The sequence below is a fragment of the Streptomyces sp. UNOB3_S3 genome (assembly GCF_020740895.1).
In the GTDB taxonomy this organism is placed as follows: Bacteria; Actinomycetota; Actinomycetes; order Streptomycetales; family Streptomycetaceae; genus Streptomyces.
The window spans coordinates 1-550 of record NZ_JAILXP010000780.1 but is presented as its reverse complement, the minus strand read 5'-3'; the positions used below and the strand labels follow the sequence as shown (position 1 = coordinate 550).

The 550-nt window shown below is 79.5% G+C and carries 1 pseudogene; it reads right to left on the bottom strand.

Going from position 1 to position 550, the window contains the following annotated elements:
- A pseudogene (locus K6I33_RS35605) lies at window positions 1-550 on the bottom strand (LuxR family transcriptional regulator); the annotation flags it as partial.

Genomic DNA, 550 nt, shown 5'->3' with positions numbered 1-550 from the left:
GTGGCGGACTCCGCGAGCCGCTCGGCGATCAGGGCGGCGGGGGCGCCGTGCCGGTGGAGCAGGTCCACCGCGGCCTCGTGCCGCTCGCGGCGCTCGTCCGGGGTGGCCGAGGCCGCCACCGCGTCCTGGACGACGCGGTGGACGAAGCGCGGTTCGCCGGGCCCGGTCAGCAGGCCCAGCCGGTGGAGGTCGCCCAGCGCGCCGTCGGCCTCCCAGGGGTCCAGGCCGGCGAGTTCGGCGGCGGCGCGCGGTCCGGCGTGCCCGTCGAGGGCGGCGAGGGCCCCGGCCAGGTGCCGTACGGGGCGGGACTGCGCGCGCAGGCAGTCGGCGAGCCGTTCCGTCAGCCGTGGGGGCCGCAACGTATACAACCGGCCGGCCCGGCCGGCGGCCGGTTCGTCGCCGTCGGCCGCCATCCGGTCGAGGAGGGAGGTCAGGAGGAGCGGGTTGCCGCCGGTGGCGTCGTGGCAGGCGGCCGTGAACTCCTCGTCGCCCGGTGTGCCGAAGCGCTCGCGGACCAGCGTCCGGGTGGCGCCGGGGGTGAGGGCGGCGG